The organism is Nocardioides seonyuensis (genome assembly GCF_004683965.1).
Classification (GTDB): domain Bacteria; phylum Actinomycetota; class Actinomycetes; order Propionibacteriales; family Nocardioidaceae; genus Nocardioides; species Nocardioides seonyuensis.
Genome location: NZ_CP038436.1, coordinates 520,980 through 536,842 on the forward strand (window position 1 = coordinate 520,980; position 15,863 = coordinate 536,842).

Genomic DNA, 15,863 nt, shown 5'->3' on the forward strand with positions numbered 1-15,863 from the left:
TCACGCCGGCGTCAGGCGCGGGCGACCTCCACGGACACCTCGGCACCGTCGGCGTACGACACCGTGGTCGCCAAGGTCTCCTCGACGACCAGCGGCTCGTGCGTGCGGGCGGCTGCCAGGACGTCGGCGGGCCCCGTCACCGTGAGGGCGATCCGGTCCGAGACCTGGAGCCCGGCGTCCTTGCGGGCCTGCTGCACCGCGCGGACGAGGTCGCGGGCCGTGCCCTCGGCCTCGAGCTCGGGCGTGACCACGGTGTCGAGCACGACGAAACCGCCGCCGGGCAGGACCCCGGTCGCGGTGCCGCTGTCGCTGCCCGCGGCCACCGTCTCCAGCGTGTACTCGCCCTCGACCAGGGCCAGGCCTCCGGCGACGACCGTGCCGTCGTCGGCCACGGACCAGTCGCCGGACTTCGAGCCCTTGATGGCGGTCTGGACGTCCTTGCCGAGGCGGGGGCCGGCGGCGCGCGCGTTGACGGTCAACCGCTGCGAGACGCCGTACGACGCCGCCTCGGGCGCGTCGGTGGCGAGCAGGTCGACGGCCTTGACGTTGAGCTCGTCGGCGACGAGCGACTCGAAGCCGGTGAGGTCGGTGTCGGAGACGACGGTCAGCCGGGCCAGCGGGAGTCGGGTCCGGAGGCTGGCGGCCTTGCGCAGCGCCGAGCCGGCCGAGCAGACCTCGCGCACGGTGTCCATCGCAGCCACCAGTGCGTCGTCGGCGGGAAGCGCCTCGGCGTCGGGCCAGTCGGTCAGGTGCACCGAACGGCCGCCGGTCAGGCCGCGCCAGACCTCCTCGGTGGTCAGCGGCATCAGCGGGGCGGTGACCCGGCAGACCAACTCGAGCACGGTGTAGAGCGTGTCGAAGGCGTCGGTGTCCTCGCTCCAGAAGCGGTCGCGGGAGCGACGGATGTACCAGTTGGTCAGCACGTCGAGGAACGACCGTGTCGAGTCGCAGGCGTTCGCGACCTCGTAGTTGTCGAGCTGGTGGGTCATCGTCGAGACGTAGTCGCGCAGCTTGGCCAGGACGTAGCGGTCCATCGGGTTCGACACCGCGTCGCTGCGGTCGAGGACGCTCGTGGCGTCGTGGCCCCCGCCGTCGCCGGCGGCGTTGGCGTAGAGGCTGAAGAAGTACCAGCTGTTCCACAGCGGGATCAGGACCTGGCGCACCGAGTCGCGGATGCCCTGCTCGGTGACGATCAGGTTGCCGCCGCGCAGGATGGGGCTCGACATGAGGAACCAGCGCATCGCGTCGGCACCGTCGCGGTCGAAGACCTCGCGCACGTCGGGGTAGTTGCGCAGCGACTTCGACATCTTCTGGCCGTCGCTGCCCAGCACGATCCCGTGGCTCACGCAGGTGGAGAAGGCCGGCTTGTCGAAGATCGCGCCCGCCAGCACGTGCATCGTGTAGAACCAGCCGCGCGTCTGGCCGATGTACTCGACGATGAAGTCGCCGGGGAAGTGCCCGTCGAACCAGTCGGCGTTCTCGAACGGGTAGTGCACCTGGGCGAAGCTCATCGAGCCCGAGTCGAACCACACGTCGAGCACGTCGGTGACCCGGCGCATCGTGGACTTCCCGGTCGGGTCGTCAGGGTTGGGCCGGGTCAGCTCGTCGACGAACGGCCGGTGCAGGTCGGGGGCGCCCGTCGGGTCGGACGGGTCGACGGGGATCCGGCCGAAGTCGCGCTCGAGCTCTTCGAAGGACCCGTAGACGTCGATCCGGGGGTACGCCGGGTCGTCGGACTTCCACACCGGCACCGGGGAGCCCCAGAAGCGGTTGCGGGTGATCGACCAGTCGCGAGCGTTCTCCAGCCACTTGCCGAACGAGCCGTGCTGGATGTGGTCGGGCACCCAGCGGATGTCCTCGTTGAGGGCCAGCAGCCGCTCCTTGACCGCCGTCACCTCGACGAACCAGGACGAGACGCCCTTGTAGATCAGGGGCTCGCGGCAGCGCCAGCAGTGTGGGTAGGAGTGGTCGTAGGTCTCGCGACGCAGGAGGACGGTGCCCGGCGTCACCGAGCCACCCGCCTCGCCACGCGTGGCGGCCTTGAGGTGGTCGATGATGTGGAGGTTGGCGTCGAAGACGAGCATCCCCTCGTACTCCCCGACCGGGTGGGTGAAGCGGCCGTCCTTGCCGACCGGCATGACCGGCTCGATGCCCTCGCGGTCGGTGACGACCTTGTCGTCCTCACCGAAGGCGCCGGCGGTGTGCACGAGCCCGGTGCCGTCGGTGGTGGTGACGAACTCGGCGGGCACCAGGCGGAAGGCGTTGTCGTGGCCGAGGTAGTAGGAGAACGGCGGGGTGTAGCCGCGCCCGACCAGATCGGCACCCGTGTAGCGACCCACGATCGTCGGCTCGTCGCTGTCGGGGTAGAGCTCCTTCTTGTACGACGCCACGCGCGGCTCGGCGAGCAGGTAGCGGGCGGTCGCGTCGGTGCCGGGCACCGCGGCCTCCACGACGACGTACGGGATCTCCTCCCCCACCATGACCGCGAGGTTGGAGGGCAGCGTCCAGGGCGTGGTCGTCCACACCAGGGCGAGCGCGCCGTCGAGGTCGTCGCCGCGGTCCTCGAGGCGGACGCCGACGGTGACCGCGGGGTCCTGGCGCACCTTGTAGACGTCGTCGTCCATGCGGAGCTCGTGGTTGGAGAGCGGGGTCTCGTCGTTCCAGCAGTAGGGCAGCACCCGGAAGCCCTCGTAGACGAGGCCCTTCTCGTGGAGCTGCTTGAACGCCCACATGACCGACTCCATGAACTCGGGGTTCATGGTCTTGTAGTCGTGGTCGAAGTCGACCCAGCGCGCCTGGCGGGTCACGTAGTCACGCCACTCGCCGGTGTACTTCAGCACCGACTCGCGGCAGGCGGCGTTGAACTTCTCGATGCCCAGGTCGTGGATCTCGTCGGTCGTCTTGAGGCCGAGCTGGCGCATGGCCTCGAGCTCGGCCGGCAGGCCGTGGGTGTCCCAGCCGAAGCGCCGCTCGACGCGCTTGCCGCGCATCGTCTGGTAGCGCGGCACCAGGTCCTTGACGTAGCCGGTCAGCAGGTGGCCGTAGTGCGGCAGCCCGTTGGCGAAGGGCGGGCCGTCGTAGAAGACGAACTCGCCGTCACGGTCGGCGTCGCGCTGCTCGACGCTGGCGCGGAAGGTGTCGTCGTCCTCCCAGTAGGCCAGCACGGCCTCCTCGAGCGCGGGGAACTTCGGCGCGCTCGGCACGGTCGTGGCGTCGGTGTGGGTGACCTTGGGGTAAGTCATGGGGCTCTCGCTTCTCTCGTTGGTTGAGGAAGGACGAAGTCCTGTCTCGAAACCACGAGGACGATCGGGAGACCGCGGTACCACCTCGCTTGCCCCTGGTCCGCTGGTCAGGAGCCACTCAACTCGGCTGTGTCGGGCCGTACCCGTCCGGTTCTAGTGAGGTGCCGGCCGGATCGCCGTACCCGTTCTTCCGAAGGCTCGCCGCTGATGACGGCTCGGACGCCTGTGACGATCGTACGGCGTCGGCTCGCCGCGGTGCCAATCAGTTCGGACTCCTCGACCGAGGTGGTCAGCCCTTGCGGCGGGCGACGAAGGTCTCCCAGCTGGAGCACGAGGGGGTGCCGTAGAAGAAAGACCCGCGCACGACGTTGCTCCGGACCGTCATCAGCTCGGCACCGAGCCACTTCACTCCGAGCTGGGCCACCCGGGCGGTCGCGCCGTTCCTGGGCAGGTGGATCTCCACCGGGTAGGTCGCCTTCGTGACGTTGGAGCCCTCGCACAGCACGGAGGTCGTCCTCAGTCGCACCACGTTGTTGTCCTCGCTCACGCGGAAGCGGAGGGTGCCCTCGCGGTTGGCGTAGCGGCCCGGCAGCGGACGCTGTGCCTCGACCTGACGGGCGAAGACCTCCCAGGACGTGTCGAAGGAGTCGCTCCCGAGATCGTCGCGGGCCGTGACGGCCAGCTCGGTGTCGGCGACCCCGCGGGCGGAGATCCTGGCCACCACCGGACGACTCTGGTTGGCACCGAGCGGACCCACGGCGAGGTCCTTCATCCGCACCCCGGGCCCACTCCCGGCGATGGAGACCGCGCTCGTCCCGCGCACGTGGGAGGTGACCCGCACCAGCACCGGGGTGGTGCGGCCCGCGGCGACCCGGACGACGTGCGCAGGCCGCGCCTCCGCACCTGCGAGGTGGGAGTAGGGCGCCATCGACCCGACCAGCTGGTCACTGACGGTATTGCCGGTCCAGATGTGGACCTTGAGGCAGGTGGGCTCGGGGGCGGGTGTCTCCGGGAAGTAGCCCGGCTCGATGTAGCGCTCGATTGAAACGGTGTTGTCGGCCGCCACCGTGGCCGCCTGCTCGGTGATGGTCAGCAGCGGCTCGCAGCCGGCGGGCCACTGGCGACCCGGGGTCCACGTGATCCCCACGGTCTCGCCGGGAGGCACAGCCCCGCCGAGCGTGGCCGTCGCACGCCAGACGTTGTCCAGGGTGTTCGTGGTCAAGGTCCCCTTGACGAGGGTGCGCCACGGCACGGCGACGGCGGGCATGCCCACGTCGTGCGTCGACGCGACGCCCTCCGCACCCACGACCACCGGCTCGGCATGGGCGCCCCCGACCGGGACCAGCGCCGCAGCAGCCACCAACGACATCACGATTCCCCGCATGCGCATGGCGGGAAGGTACCAGCGCGGACCCGCCCCGGGACGTCATACGGATGGATGTCACGGGTCGACCGAATGCATGACGTTGCGACAGGGTGGGCGCATGAACCATCACGGCATGTGGCTGCCCACCGACCAGGACCCGCGGATGTCGGGCGGCCCCACCAGGGGCGAGCGCGAGTGCCTGGTGGACTACCTCGAGCACTACCGGACGACGCTCCGGCTCAAGTGCGACGGTCTTGGCCCCGAGCAGCTCGGGACCCGCTCCGTCCCGCCCTCCAACATCTCCCTGCTCGGCCTGGTGCGCCACATGGCGCGCGTCGAGCACCACTGGTTCCGCCGGGTCATCGTGGGCGACCTCGACCTGCCGAGGCTCTTCCAGGGCGACGACGAGGACGCCGGCTTCAACTGGTCCGGCGAGCCCGACGAGGCGCTCGTCGCGGATGCGTGGGGACTGTGGGAGGCCGAGGTCGCTCACGCCCGCGAGGTGCTCGACCGCACCGACCTCGACACGCTCGTGGAGGTGCACGGCTCTCCCACCGAGGTGCGCGACCTCGTCGTCCACATGATCGAGGAGTACGCCCGCCACTGCGGGCATGCCGACCTGGTGCGCGAGGTGCTCGACGGCCGGACGGGCCAGTGACCGGGACGTGCTGGTGACCGAGACAGGCGGGTGACGTGGACCGCGACGACCTCGTCCGGCTCAGGCGGGCCCGCGACCGGATGGACCGTGACTACGCCGAGCCGCTCGACGTACCGCTGCTGGCCCGGGAGGCGCACATGTCGGTCGGGCACTTCCAGCGCTCGTTCAAGCAGGCCTACGGCGAGACGCCGTACAACCACCTGATGACGCGGCGGATCGAGCGGGCGATGGCGCTGTTCCGCAACACCGACCTGTCGGTCACCGACGTGTGCATGGAGGTGGGGTGCACGTCCCTCGGCTCATTCAGCTCGCGCTTCACCGAGCTGGTGGGCGAGACACCGAGTGCCTACCGGGCGCGCCCGCACGACGAGGTGGCCGGCGTCCCGGGTTGCGTCGTCAAGCAGGCCACCCGCCCCCGCCGCCGATGAGGGGCCACAGCTGGTCAGGATCGGAGAAGCACGACCACCCCGTGCACTCCTAGCGTGGTCGTCATGAACGCAACCAAGTCACTCACCCTCATCAACTCCTTCGTCCGCACCACCGACCCCGACGCCTCGTTGGCCTTCTACCGCGACGTGCTCGGGATGACCGTCAACAAGGACGTGCGCAACGGTGACTTCCGCTGGGTCACGCTGAGCACGCCGACGCAGCCCGAGCTCGAGGTCTGCCTCGAGCAGATCGGCCAGGGCGCCGACTGGATGAGCGACGACGACGTCGAGTCGATGAAGGACCTTCTCGCCAAGGGCCTGCTGAACAGCCTGGTCTTCCAGGTCGATGACGTCGACGCGCTCTTCGAGCACGTCCGCGCGTCCGGTGCCGAGGTCATGCAGGAGCCGGCCGACCAGTTCTACGGCGTCCGCGACTGCGCCTTCCGAGACCCGATGGGCAACATGGTCCGCTTCAACTCGCCGCTCGCCGACGGCGCGGGCCAGGGCTGAGACGTGTGCCGTCCCGGCTGGCCGCCCGGCTGGGACGGCCGACCCGTCCTTGTACGACACGCCTCGACGCGGTTGTCTTGGCCGGGTGACCCTCCTCCCGTGGCGCCGATCCCCGATCGCGATGGCGACCGGCGCGTCGCTCGCCCTTCTCACCGCCGTCGTCCCCGTCGAGGCCTCGGCGCCGGACTGGCGGCCGCCGCCGGCTCGTGACGACGACTCGGTCGTGGTGGGCGACGGGACAGCCGCGAGCTGCACGTCCGCGGCCGTCGTGCGTGCCGTACGACGCGGGGGCAGGATCCGCTTCGCGTGCGGGCCAGCCCCGGTGACGATCGTGATGAGGCGCACCGCCGAGGTGCGCAACACCAGCACCCGGGTCGTGATCGACGGGGGCGGGCTGGTCACCCTGTCCGGTGCCGGCAAGCGCCGCATCCTGCGCCAGGACACCTGCGACAGGTCGCTCGTGTGGACCACCAGCCACTGCAACGACCAGGCCACACCCAGGCTGGTCGTCAAGAACCTCACCCTGCGCGACGGGAAGGTCTCCTCGGGCGACCTCGAGGACGGCAGCGGCGGCGCGATCTACGCGCGGGGCGGGCGGTTGCGCATCGTCGGCACCCGGTTCGTCGACAACCGCTGCACCCGCACCGGACCCGACACAGGCGGCGCCGCAGTGCGAGTCCTCGACCAGCACCGCGATCGCCCGGTGGTGGTCCGGCGCAGCGAGTTCGTCGACGGCGTCTGCAGCAACGGCGGCGCCCTGTCGTCCATCGGGGTCTCGTGGCGGGTGGTCGACACCACCTTCACCGGCAACCGCGCGATCGGGCGGGGCGCCAACCCGGCACGCCCCGGCAGCCCCGGAGGCGGCAGCGGTGGAGCGATCTACGCCGACGGCAACGACTTCACGATCGAGCTCGACCGCGTCCGGATGGAGGACAACCGGGCGCGCGAGGGCGGTGGAGCGATCTTCTTCGTCAGCAACGACCGCACCGGCACGCTCTCCATCGAGTCCTCGGTGCTGCGCCGCAACCCCAGCCTCGGATTCGAGAACTGGCCGGGCATCTTCTTCCTCGGCAAGGGTCGCCCGCGCCTGGTGGACTCCGTGGTCCGCTGACCAGTCGGTCCCGCGGGGCTTGGCGCCACCTCCGTAGACTCCACCCACGTGACCTCCGACGACGCGCGCACCTCTGCCTGGGGCCATGGCCTCGCCACCCTGACCGCTGACGGGACCGTCCTCGACGTCTGGTTCCCCTCCCCCGCACTGGGGACCCCCAGTGGCGAGGCACCCGCGTCGCTGACCGCCCTGGAGGGCGAGGACGAGGCGCGCGGCGTGCGTCGCGAGGTGCGGCTGGTCGAGATCGCCGACCTGCAGGACGCCCCGGCCGACACCCCCGACATGTGGCTGAGACTGCACCTCCTCTCCAGCCGCCTCGTGCAGCCCCACGCCCTCAACATGGACGGCGTCTTCGGACTCCTCACCAACGTGGTGTGGACCGACGCGGGTCCGTGTGCCGTCGAGGGCTTCGAGGAGACGCGGGCCCGGCTGCGCGCGACCGGCCGGCAGGTGACCGTGTTCGGGGTCGACAAGTTCCCCCGCATGGTCGACTACGTGCTGCCCAGCGGCGTGCGGATCGCCGACGCCGACCGGGTCCGGCTCGGGGCCCACCTGGCGGAGGGCACGACCGTGATGCACGAGGGCTTCGTCAACTTCAACGCCGGCACCCTCGGAACCTCCATGGTCGAGGGGCGCATCTCCGCCGGCGTCGTCGTCGGAGACGGCTCCGACATAGGCGGCGGCGCCTCGATCATGGGCACGCTGTCAGGTGGTGGCAAGGAGGTCATCTCGATCGGCCAGCGGTGCCTGCTCGGCGCCAACGCCGGCATCGGGATCGCGCTCGGCGACGACTGCGTCGTCGAGGCCGGGTGCTACGTCACCGCCGGCACCAAGGTCACCCTCGAGGACGGCTCCGTCGTCAAGGCCCTCGAGCTGTCCGGCGCCAGCAACGTCCTCTTCCGCCGCAACTCGGTCAGCGGCGCCATCGAGGCGGTGGCCCGCAAGGGCGAGGGCATCGCCCTCAACACCGACCTGCACGCCAACTAGCACGTGGCCGGACCACCTCGCGGGGCGCGCGACACCCGCCTGACCCGTCTCGGCAAGGCGGTCGTCGTCGCGCTCGCCGTCCTCGCGACGGTGGCGATCGCCGGCCTGCTCGTCGACCGCGGCGCCGGTCCCTCGTGGCTCGACCCCACCGGCTGCACCGCCGAGGTGGACGGCCGCGTCGTCGAGCTAAGCCTCGAGCAGGCCGAGAACGCCTCGCTCATCACGGCCGTCTCGATCCAGCGCGGCCTGCCCGCCCGTGCAGCGACGATCGCCCTGGCGACTGCCTACCAGGAGTCCAAGGTCCTCAACATCGGGCACGGCGACCGCGACTCGCTCGGACTCTTCCAACAGCGCCCCTCCCAGGGCTGGGGCACGGAGGAGGAGATCCTCGACCCGGTCTACTCGACCAACGCCTTCTACGACGCACTGGTCAAGGTGCCGAACTATCGAGAGCTCGAGATCACAGAGGCCGCGCAGGAGGTGCAGCGCTCCGCCTACCCCGACGCCTACGCCGAGCACGAGGAGGATGCGCGCGTCCTCGCCAGCGCCCTCACCGGCAACCACCGCGCAGCCTTCTGGTGCACGACCGACGGTGACGCCGACGAGGCGTCCGACCGCCTCGACGAGGCCGGACTCGTACGACGAGCCAGCGTCGTACGCTCCGACCTCGAGGCGCGCTTCGGCTCGCTGTCCCTGGGCGGCTTCCAGCCGGGTGGGGTGTCCTCGGGACACATGGCCGGGTCGGCGCACTACGAGGGCCGCGCGATCGACGTGTTCTTCCGCCCGATCAACGACGTCAACAAGCAGCGAGGGTGGGCGATCGCGTCCTACCTCGTCGCGCAGGCCGACCGACTGGCCATCAACACCGTGATCTTCGACGACCGCATCTGGCACGCCGGGTCGCGCTCTGACGACGGGTGGACGGACTACCGCGTCCCCTCGTCCTCACGCGGAGACCGCAAGATCCTCGAGCACCGCGACCACGTGCACGTGGACGTGGCCGACTGACCCTCTTGTCAAGGTTGCTTGACACTCACCCGACTGTCTGATTACCTTGACATGTCAAAGTTCTTCGACAGGGGGCCCTCGTGCGACGCACCACCAGCTGGATCATCGCTCTCGCCGCAGGTGCTGGCGTGGGTTCCGCGATCGGAGTCGCCGCTTCGTTCGGCCGCACCGCGGGGTTCGCGTGGCCGGACTTCCTCGCCTTCGCACTGGCCACCGGCATCCCGGTCGCCCTGATGGTCCAGTCCTGGCTGGTCGCACCCGCAGGGCCTGAGCGCCCGGAGGACTCGGTGGAGCACGAGTGGATGCAGCGGGCCCACGCCGCCACGTTGCTCGACCTCTTCATCTTCACCGGCATCACCGTCGCCGTCTGCAGCCTCCTCGGCCTGCCGGCGCCCGGGATGGAGTGGGCCCTGCTGTTCGGAATGGCTGACGCCGCGCTGCGGATGACGTTGATCCGGCGCAGGGAAGCCTGAGCGGTGGACAACCGGCTCAAGGAGCTGCGCGAGGAGGTCGGCCTCTCCCAAGGAGAGTGCGCTGAGCGGCTCGGCGTCTCTCGACAGACGATCATCTCGATCGAGAAGGGTCACTTCGACCCCAGGTTGTCGCTCGCCTTCCGGATCGCAGAGCTCTTCGAGACCACCCTCGAGGAGGTCTTCGAGCCAGACCAGTGAGCTCGGCTCAGCGGAGAGTGGCGAGCCGCGCGACAGCGGCGTCGACGCGCTCGTCGGTGGCCGTGAAGGCCACCCGGACGTGCTGGTGGCCGGCCCGGCCGTAGAAGGCGCCCGGCGCCACCAGGATGCCGAGCTCGGACAGATCTGCGACGGTCCTCCAGCAGTCCTCGTCCCGACTGCTCCACAGGTAGAGCGAGGCCTCGGAGTGCTCGATCCGGAAGCCGGCGCCGACGAGCGCCTCCTTGAGCTTGGCGCGACGAGCGGCGTAGCGGGCGTGCTGAGCGACGACGTGCGCGTCGTCGTCGAGGGCCGCCACCATGGCCCGCTGCTGGGGCATCGGCATCTGCAGGCCGAGGTTCTTGCGCACGGCCAACAGCTCGCCCACCAGGGCCGGGTCGCCGGCCACGAAGGCGCAGCGGTAGCCCGCGAGGTTGGAGCGCTTGGAGAGGGAGTGGACCGCGAGCAGGCCTTCATGGGAGCCGCCGCACACATCGGGATGGAGGATGCTGAGCGGCTGCTCGCCCTCCCACGCCATCTCGATGTAGCACTCGTCGGAGACCAGGAGCGTGCCGCGCTCACGGCACCAGTCGACGACCTTCTTGAGGTGGTCGAGCGGCAGCACCCTGCCCGTCGGGTTGGACGGGCTGTTGAGCCACATCAGCCGCGGGGTGCGCGGTCCGATGCTGGTCAGCGAGTCGGTCGCCATCGCCTCGGCGCCCGACAGGGCGGCGCCGACCTCGTAGGTCGGGTAGGCCAGCGCGGGGTAGGTGATCAGGTCGCCGGCGCCGATGCCGAGGTGCATGGGCATCGCGCCGATCAGCTCCTTGGAGCCGATCACTGGCAGCACCGCGTCCAGGTCGAGCCCCGTGACGCCGAAACGCCGCTCCAGCCAGTCGATCGCGGCCTGACGCGTCTCCGGCAGGCCGATCGTCGTGGGATAGCCGGGGGCGTCGGCGGCCGCGCGCAGCGCGGCCTGGACGACCTCGGGCGTCGGGTCCACCGGCGTGCCCACCGACAGGTCGACGATGCCGTCGGGGTGGGCCCGCGCGGTCGCGGCGTAGGCCGTGAGCTTGTCCCAGGGGAAGTCCGGCAGGCGGTCGGAGACCGCCGGCGGAGTCACTCGTCGTGCTCCTGCGGGGGCAGGGCCGCCACGAGCTCGTGGTCCTTGTCGATGACACCCATCTTGGCCGCGCCGCCGGGCGAGCCCAGGTCGTCGAAGAAGTGGACGTTGGCGTCGTAGAAGCCCTTCCACTCCTCAGGGGTGTCGTCCTCGTAGAAGATCGCCTCGACGGGGCAGACCGGCTCGCAGGCACCACAGTCGACGCACTCGTCGGGGTGGATGTAGAGCATCCGCTTGCCCTCGTAGATGCAGTCGACCGGACACTCGTCGACGCACGCGCGGTCCTTGAGGTCGACGCACGGCTGGGCGATGACGTAGGTCACCAGATCCTCCTGAGGACGCGGATGATTGCTTCCCCGCCACTCTAGTATCCCGGCATGTCCGATTCCCCAGAACCCCACACTGTGGGCAGGCATCGGCTCGGCCCGCACGTCGTCGGCGAGCGGGTCGTCGTACGACACCTGCTCCCCGACGGGCGCGCCACCGACGTCCTCGGGACGTGCACGTCGTGGGACCAGGACTCCCTCACCCTCGACCGCGAGGGCCACGGTCCGGTGACCATTCCTCTCGCCGAGATCGTGACCGGCAAGCCGGTGCCACCGCGCGCGTCGGTGCGCGCCCGGGTCTCCGCGCAGGAGGTCGAGCAGCACGTCGCGGCCCTGTGGGGGTCGATCACCACCGAGCCGCTCGGGCGCTGGCTGCTGCGTGCCTCTCCCCCGCACGGCGGCCGGCTCCGGCGCCGCGGCAACTCCGCGCTCGCCATGCACGACCCCGGCATCGGCTGGGCCGACGCCGCGTGGGGCGTACGACGCTTCTACGACGCGATCGACCAGACGCCGATCGTCCAGGTCGAGCGCGGGTCGCAGGTGGAGAGGACGCTCGCGACGCTGGGCTTCGAGCCGATGGGCGACGGCGACGCGCACGCCCAGCTGGCGTCGGTCGCGCGTGCCCTGCGGTCGGTGCGCGCCGTGGCTCCGGAGGTCCGGGCCGAGGCCGACGAGGCGTCCGGCAGCCTCAGCGTGTCCGTCGACGCCGGCGCCGCCACCGGTCGCGGCGTGCTCTCCGGCGACTGGTTGCTGGTCGAGTCCGTCGTGGTGGACGCGGGTCGTCGTCGTCGCGGCCTGGCGACCGCCGTCCTCTCGGAGCTGCTCGACTGGGGCGCGTCCCTGGGCGCGACCACGGCGCTGCTGCACGTCGAGACCGACAACGAGGCGGCCATCGCGCTCTACGAGCGTCACGGCTTCGTCACCCACCACACCAACCGCTACCTCGTGCCCCGCTGACCGGTCAGGGCCTCGGCGCCTACTCGTCGACGGCGTTCGGGTTGGTGCAGATGACGGTGTCGGACGGCGTGTAGGTGGTGCTGAAGGTCTCGGGAGCGCGGTTCTCGGTGTTCTCGCCGACCGGCTCGAAGTAGCGCTTGACGTCGATGTCGAAGCCGCCGTAGCCCTCGTTGGCGTGGCACTTCAGGCCGTCGATCCGGCGCACCTCGGCCTCGGTGAAGTTGTGCCGCTTGCCGGTCGTGGTGGTGATGTTCCACCACTTCGTGGAGTACATCGTCACGGTCACCACCCCGGAGGACGACGGTGTCGAGGGGGTGACGCTGGCGTCGATCAGCACGCCGTAGGGGGTGTCGTTCTTGAACCTCAGGTCGACCGCCCCCCAGGCGACCGTGGCCTCGCGGCCGATCGGGTAGCGGTCGATGTAGAACGAGTGGGGCTTGTGCTCCACGTCCTCGAGGCCGGCGAAGAACATCGCGTTGAAGGTGGTGGTCGCCATCTGCGAGACACCTCCGCCGAGGTCCTGGACGAGGATCCCGTCGCTGATGATGTAGCCCTTGGTGAAGCCGTTGGCGACGGTGCGCTCCCCGACGGTGTCGTTGAGCGAGAAGGTCTCGCCCGGCTTGAGCACGGTGCCGTCGATCAGCTCGGCCGCGCGCCCGAGGTTGACGTTGCGGTAGTCGGCGTGGGGGTAGTAGGTCGTGAAGGACGAGACCTGCTCGGTGATCCTGAGGTCTTTGGCGTCCTTGGTCGTGAACTCGGGCTTGGCGACCCGGGCGTCGAGCTCGAGGGTGCGCTGGCCCTGCGGCCTGGCCACCACCTCGAGGAAGCCGGCCTCGAGCTGCGCCGGGTCGAAGGTGACACCCGGCTTGGCCGGGACGACCTGAGGCTTGCCGTCGACCAGTGCCACGGTGGCATCGACGGGGGCGCCGCTGGTGACCTTGCTCGCCACGACGTCGGACAGGGCCTTGGCGTCCAGCTGGGGGACGAGCTCGCCGTCGACCGGCTCCAGGGCGAGCGCCGAGGTGTAGTCGGCCGGCGGGATCTTGACGCTCGACTTGTTGAAGCGCAGCTCCACGGGCGCGGCGATGGCCGGGCTCGCGAACGCGTCGAGGGCCTCCTGCACGTCACCGGCATCGATCTCGGGCACCTCGCTGACGAGCTCGAGCTCGGCCGGCTCGGGCTCCTCGGCGACGAAGGAGTCCCGCAGCTCGTCGAGGGTGTCGGCGGGGTCGAGCGCACGCCCCTCGACCGCCTCGGTCCGGACGATCCGCGCGCCCTGGAAACCGATGGCGCCGTCGCGGGCGGGAGTGCCGTACTGCTTCTCGAGCGCGTCCACCTGCGCGTTGAACGCGGCCTCGTCGACCTCGACCTCCGCCTGCAGCTCCTCGCCGCCGGTGAAGTAGTTCCACAGGCGCACCGGATCCCAGCTGCGCTCGCCACCGGCCTCCGCCACGGAGGCGTCGTAGTCGACCGACAGGCCGGCCGTCGCGGGATCGACCGTCGTGGCCTTGCCGTCGACGGTGGTCTCGATGGGACGGCTGACGCGGTCGGCGAGCCCGGCCTGCAGCGCCCGGGCGGCCCTGGCCTGGGGGTGACCGCCGATCTTCACCCCGGAGACGGTCGTGCCGCGCGGGACCTTGTCGCCGGCGGCGTAGTGGGCGGCCACGTAGGCGCCGCCGAAGACGACGAGCAGGAGCAGCAGCAGCCAGCCGACGACTCGCCCGCCGGCCTTCTCGGGGGTCGTGTCGACGCTCGGGCGGGGGCGGGAGGGGTCCTTCGGCACGCTCGCGAGTCTAGGTGGGGGTGGGTTGCTCCCCCTGGACACCGTCCGCCCCGCCGCCCTGTCGCGCCGTGGCGAACGCCGCCAGCACGAGCGCGAGCGAGGCGGCCAGCAGCGTCCATCCGCGGGTGTTGGCAGGCACCAGGTAGTCACCCTCCGGCCGCGTGAGCGCCCCGCGGAGGACGACGAGCGCCCAGGCGAGCGCGAAGCCCACCCGGGCTGAGCCGGGGCCGAGCGCGGCCATGGCTGCGACGGCCGCGACCAGGGCAAGGACGAGCCACACCCAGGACTGGTGCAGGACGACCACGGCGACCCCCGAACCGAAGCCAACCACGGCTGCGCCGAGGAACGCAGCGACCCGGATGCTCACAGGCCGGCGAACAGGTCGCTCTCGAACCCCTCGTCGTCGACCGGCCCGGGCGTGCCCCTGACCAGGCGGTAGAACTCCTCGGCCCACCACGCGTGGCCGCTCTCGGCGCCGGCGAAGAACGGCCCGTCGGTCTGCACCTGGGTGCGGTGCTCGGCCAGCGCGTCCATCTTGCGCTGCACCGTGTCTCTGCCGTCGACCCGGGCGCTGATGAGCTCGTCGGGCGTGACGAAGTGGGGCAGCTTTCCGTCGGGCTCCATCCCGGCGAACGTCTCGGTGTCGCCGGCCTCGCGCAGGGCCCGGAGGCTGGCGCGCATCCGGCTCTCGCTCATCGCCGTCCAGTAGATCTTCGCGATGTCGTGGGGCTCGCCCAGGTCACGCTTGTAGGAGGGCACGGCGGCGAGGAGGGCGCCGTACATCGCGACACGGTGCGCCTGGATGTGGTCGGGGTGGCCGTAGCCGCCGAACTCGTCGTAGGTGACGAGGACCTGCGGCCGGACCTCGCGGATGACCTTGACCAGCTCGTCGGCAGCCTCGGTGAGGTCGGCGTTCCAGAAGGCGTTGTCGGGGATCTCCTCCGCAGCGACGGCGTGGCCCTCCTCGTGCCAGGCCATCCCCGAATCGTGGAAGCGGCCGAAGCCGCCCAGGAAACGGTGGTCGGTGACACCGAGGACCCGCATCGCCCGGGTCAGCTCCTCGCGACGGTGCTCCCCCAGGCCACCCTTGTCCTCGAACGCCAGGTGGGCCAGGTCGGGCACGAGCACCTCGCCCATCTCCCCGGCGGTGCACGTCACCAGCGTGACGCTCGCGCCCTCGTCGACGTAGCGCGCCATGGTCGCGCCGTTGTTGATCGACTCGTCGTCGGGGTGGGCGTGCACGAGAAGCAGGCGGCGGTCTGACATGGGCGCAAGGCTAGTCGCCGAGCGTCTCGGGCCGCTTCACCTGCCGGGGACCGGCCGGGAGGTCCAGCGGAGCCGACGGCTGGCGAGGCTCGGCATCCTCGTCGAGCCAGCCGTCGTGCTCGTCGACCACCAGCTCGAGCATGAAGGCGGGCGCGTCGCTCACGACGGCCCACGGGTGGTCCTCGTCGTCGTCCTCGCCCGAGAGGCGCTCACGGATCACGGTGGCCCCGAAGCCGCGGGCACGCAGCTGCGCCACCACTTCAAGGGCGTCGTCCTCGTCGAAGAAGATCGCGCGCATGGGGCCATTGTCCACCGCCCCACCCTCGCCCCGCCCACCCCCGACGCCCCGCCCCCTCTCCCCCGCCCCCTCTCCCGATACTCCGTATCAAACGGCTCGTGGAGGGCTCGCCCGGACGAGCTTTTCGATATG

17 protein-coding genes are annotated in these 15,863 nt (G+C 70.7%); 9 read left to right on the forward strand and 8 right to left on the reverse strand.

What is annotated here, in order from left to right:
• Window positions 1–11 precede the first annotated feature (11 nt).
• Both ileS and EXE58_RS02600 read right to left on the reverse strand, forming a co-directional pair.
• A complete protein-coding gene (gene ileS, locus EXE58_RS02595) occupies window positions 12–3,242 on the reverse strand; it encodes an isoleucine--tRNA ligase (RefSeq protein WP_135266439.1) in 3,231 nt (1,076 codons plus the stop codon).
• 289 nt (window positions 3,243–3,531) lie between these two features.
• Window positions 3,532–4,632, reverse strand: a complete 1,101-nt coding sequence (locus EXE58_RS02600) for a hypothetical protein (RefSeq protein ID WP_135266440.1) — start codon at window positions 4,630–4,632, stop codon at window positions 3,532–3,534.
• Window positions 4,633–4,726: 94 nt separating this feature from the next.
• Between EXE58_RS02600 and EXE58_RS02605 the strand changes: the two genes are divergently transcribed.
• The 8 genes from EXE58_RS02605 to EXE58_RS02640 all read left to right on the forward strand — a co-directional run bounded on the left by EXE58_RS02605 (window position 4,727) and on the right by EXE58_RS02640 (window position 9,981).
• Window positions 4,727–5,266, forward strand: coding sequence for a DinB family protein (locus tag EXE58_RS02605; protein WP_208544104.1), 540 nt, complete (start codon window positions 4,727–4,729; stop codon window positions 5,264–5,266).
• A gap of 35 nt (window positions 5,267–5,301) precedes the next feature.
• On the forward strand, window positions 5,302–5,694 hold the full coding sequence (locus tag EXE58_RS02610) for a helix-turn-helix transcriptional regulator (RefSeq protein WP_135266441.1): 393 nt from the start codon (window positions 5,302–5,304) through the stop codon (window positions 5,692–5,694).
• 63 nt (window positions 5,695–5,757) lie between these two features.
• On the forward strand, window positions 5,758–6,204 hold the full coding sequence (locus tag EXE58_RS02615) for a VOC family protein (RefSeq protein ID WP_135266442.1): 447 nt from the start codon (window positions 5,758–5,760) through the stop codon (window positions 6,202–6,204).
• Between the two features lie 85 nt (window positions 6,205–6,289).
• A complete protein-coding gene (locus EXE58_RS02620) occupies window positions 6,290–7,315 on the forward strand; it encodes a hypothetical protein (protein WP_208544105.1) in 1,026 nt (341 codons plus the stop codon).
• Between the two features lie 48 nt (window positions 7,316–7,363).
• Window positions 7,364–8,302 carry a 2,3,4,5-tetrahydropyridine-2,6-dicarboxylate N-succinyltransferase gene (gene dapD / locus EXE58_RS02625; protein WP_135266443.1) on the forward strand — a complete coding sequence of 313 codons (939 nt, stop codon included), beginning with the start codon at window positions 7,364–7,366 and terminating at the stop codon, window positions 8,300–8,302.
• A gap of 3 nt (window positions 8,303–8,305) precedes the next feature.
• Window positions 8,306–9,310 carry a VldE C-terminal domain-containing protein gene (locus tag EXE58_RS02630; protein ID WP_244242391.1) on the forward strand — a complete coding sequence of 335 codons (1,005 nt, stop codon included), beginning with the start codon at window positions 8,306–8,308 and terminating at the stop codon, window positions 9,308–9,310.
• Between the two features lie 80 nt (window positions 9,311–9,390).
• Window positions 9,391–9,783, forward strand: coding sequence for a hypothetical protein (locus tag EXE58_RS02635; RefSeq protein ID WP_135266444.1), 393 nt, complete (start codon window positions 9,391–9,393; stop codon window positions 9,781–9,783).
• A 3-nt stretch (window positions 9,784–9,786) separates the two neighbouring features.
• A complete protein-coding gene (locus EXE58_RS02640) occupies window positions 9,787–9,981 on the forward strand; it encodes a helix-turn-helix transcriptional regulator (RefSeq protein WP_135266445.1) in 195 nt (64 codons plus the stop codon).
• Window positions 9,982–9,988: 7 nt separating this feature from the next.
• Here the strand turns inward: EXE58_RS02640 and dapC are convergent, their stop codons facing one another.
• Both dapC and fdxA read right to left on the reverse strand, forming a co-directional pair.
• Window positions 9,989–11,101 carry a succinyldiaminopimelate transaminase gene (gene dapC, locus EXE58_RS02645; RefSeq protein ID WP_135266446.1) on the reverse strand — a complete coding sequence of 371 codons (1,113 nt, stop codon included), beginning with the start codon at window positions 11,099–11,101 and terminating at the stop codon, window positions 9,989–9,991.
• Entirely contained in the window at window positions 11,098–11,424 is a 327-nt protein-coding gene (gene fdxA / locus EXE58_RS19630) for a ferredoxin (RefSeq protein ID WP_135266447.1), read from the reverse strand. Before fdxA ends, dapC begins: the two co-directional genes overlap by 4 nt.
• A 54-nt stretch (window positions 11,425–11,478) precedes the next feature.
• On the opposite strand from fdxA, the gene EXE58_RS02655 reads away from it, so the two are divergent.
• Window positions 11,479–12,384, forward strand: a complete 906-nt coding sequence (locus EXE58_RS02655) for a GNAT family N-acetyltransferase (RefSeq protein WP_135266448.1) — start codon at window positions 11,479–11,481, stop codon at window positions 12,382–12,384.
• 19 nt (window positions 12,385–12,403) lie between these two features.
• Here EXE58_RS02655 and EXE58_RS02660 read toward each other — a convergent pair whose 3' ends face one another.
• Genes EXE58_RS02660 through EXE58_RS02675 form a run of 4 tightly spaced genes read right to left on the reverse strand, consistent with a single transcriptional unit; the run spans window position 12,404 to window position 15,731 of the window.
• Entirely contained in the window at window positions 12,404–14,167 is a 1,764-nt protein-coding gene (locus tag EXE58_RS02660) for a VanW family protein (protein ID WP_135266449.1), read from the reverse strand.
• A 10-nt stretch (window positions 14,168–14,177) separates the two neighbouring features.
• On the reverse strand, window positions 14,178–14,534 hold the full coding sequence (locus EXE58_RS02665; RefSeq protein ID WP_135266450.1) for a hypothetical protein: 357 nt from the start codon (window positions 14,532–14,534) through the stop codon (window positions 14,178–14,180).
• Complete coding sequence (gene mshB, locus EXE58_RS02670; RefSeq protein WP_135266451.1) at window positions 14,531–15,433, reverse strand: N-acetyl-1-D-myo-inositol-2-amino-2-deoxy-alpha-D-glucopyranoside deacetylase; 903 nt, start codon at window positions 15,431–15,433, stop codon at window positions 14,531–14,533. The genes EXE58_RS02665 and mshB overlap by 4 nt, the downstream gene beginning before the upstream one ends.
• A gap of 10 nt (window positions 15,434–15,443) precedes the next feature.
• A complete protein-coding gene (locus EXE58_RS02675) occupies window positions 15,444–15,731 on the reverse strand; it encodes a hypothetical protein (RefSeq protein ID WP_135266452.1) in 288 nt (95 codons plus the stop codon).
• Window positions 15,732–15,863: the final 132 nt, after the last annotated feature.

Coding starts and splice junctions, on each gene's coding strand:
- ileS (WP_135266439.1), bottom strand. CDS start 3,242: ATGACTTACCCCAAGGTCACCCACACCGACGCCACGACCGTGCCGAGC.
- EXE58_RS02600 (WP_135266440.1), bottom strand. CDS start 4,632: ATGCGCATGCGGGGAATCGTGATGTCGTTGGTGGCTGCTGCGGCGCTG.
- EXE58_RS02605 (WP_208544104.1), top strand. CDS start 4,727: ATGAACCATCACGGCATGTGGCTGCCCACCGACCAGGACCCGCGGATG.
- EXE58_RS02615 (WP_135266442.1), top strand. CDS start 5,758: ATGAACGCAACCAAGTCACTCACCCTCATCAACTCCTTCGTCCGCACC.
- EXE58_RS02655 (WP_135266448.1), top strand. CDS start 11,479: ATGTCCGATTCCCCAGAACCCCACACTGTGGGCAGGCATCGGCTCGGC.
- mshB (WP_135266451.1), bottom strand. CDS start 15,433: ATGTCAGACCGCCGCCTGCTTCTCGTGCACGCCCACCCCGACGACGAG.
- EXE58_RS02675 (WP_135266452.1), bottom strand. CDS start 15,731: ATGCGCGCGATCTTCTTCGACGAGGACGACGCCCTTGAAGTGGTGGCG.